Annotated in this window: 1 protein-coding gene; it reads right to left on the bottom strand. The window is 48.1% G+C overall.

The window, feature by feature from the left end; all coding sequences use genetic code 11:
* Positions 1-289: helix-hairpin-helix domain-containing protein (locus AB4585_RS27775; RefSeq protein WP_372171975.1), on the bottom strand; the 289-nt coding region annotated here is incomplete at both ends.

Here is a 289-nt window from a genome sequence, read left to right as displayed (position 1 = left end):
TCTGCTCGAATGCTTTAGGTCCCATTCTGGCGACTTTTTTAAGACTAGCGCGGCTTTCAAAGCGTCCGTTATCATCTCGATGCGCCACGATATTTTGGGCAAGTGTGGTCGATAAGCCCGCAACACGATTAAGCAGTGCAGCTGAAGCGGTGTTTACATCCACACCTACGCCGTTTACACAGTCTTCAACCACAGCATCCAAACGCTTTGCCAAAGACGACTGACTCACATCGTGCTGATACTGACCCACACCAATAGATTTAGGGTCAATTTTAACAAGCTCAGCAAG

The organism is Vibrio sp. 10N.222.49.C9 (assembly GCF_041474985.1).
In the GTDB taxonomy this organism is placed as follows: Bacteria; Pseudomonadota; Gammaproteobacteria; order Enterobacterales; family Vibrionaceae; genus Vibrio; species Vibrio crassostreae_C.
Note: the sequence above shows the minus strand (reverse complement) of the source record. Positions and strands in the feature narration are given on the sequence as shown.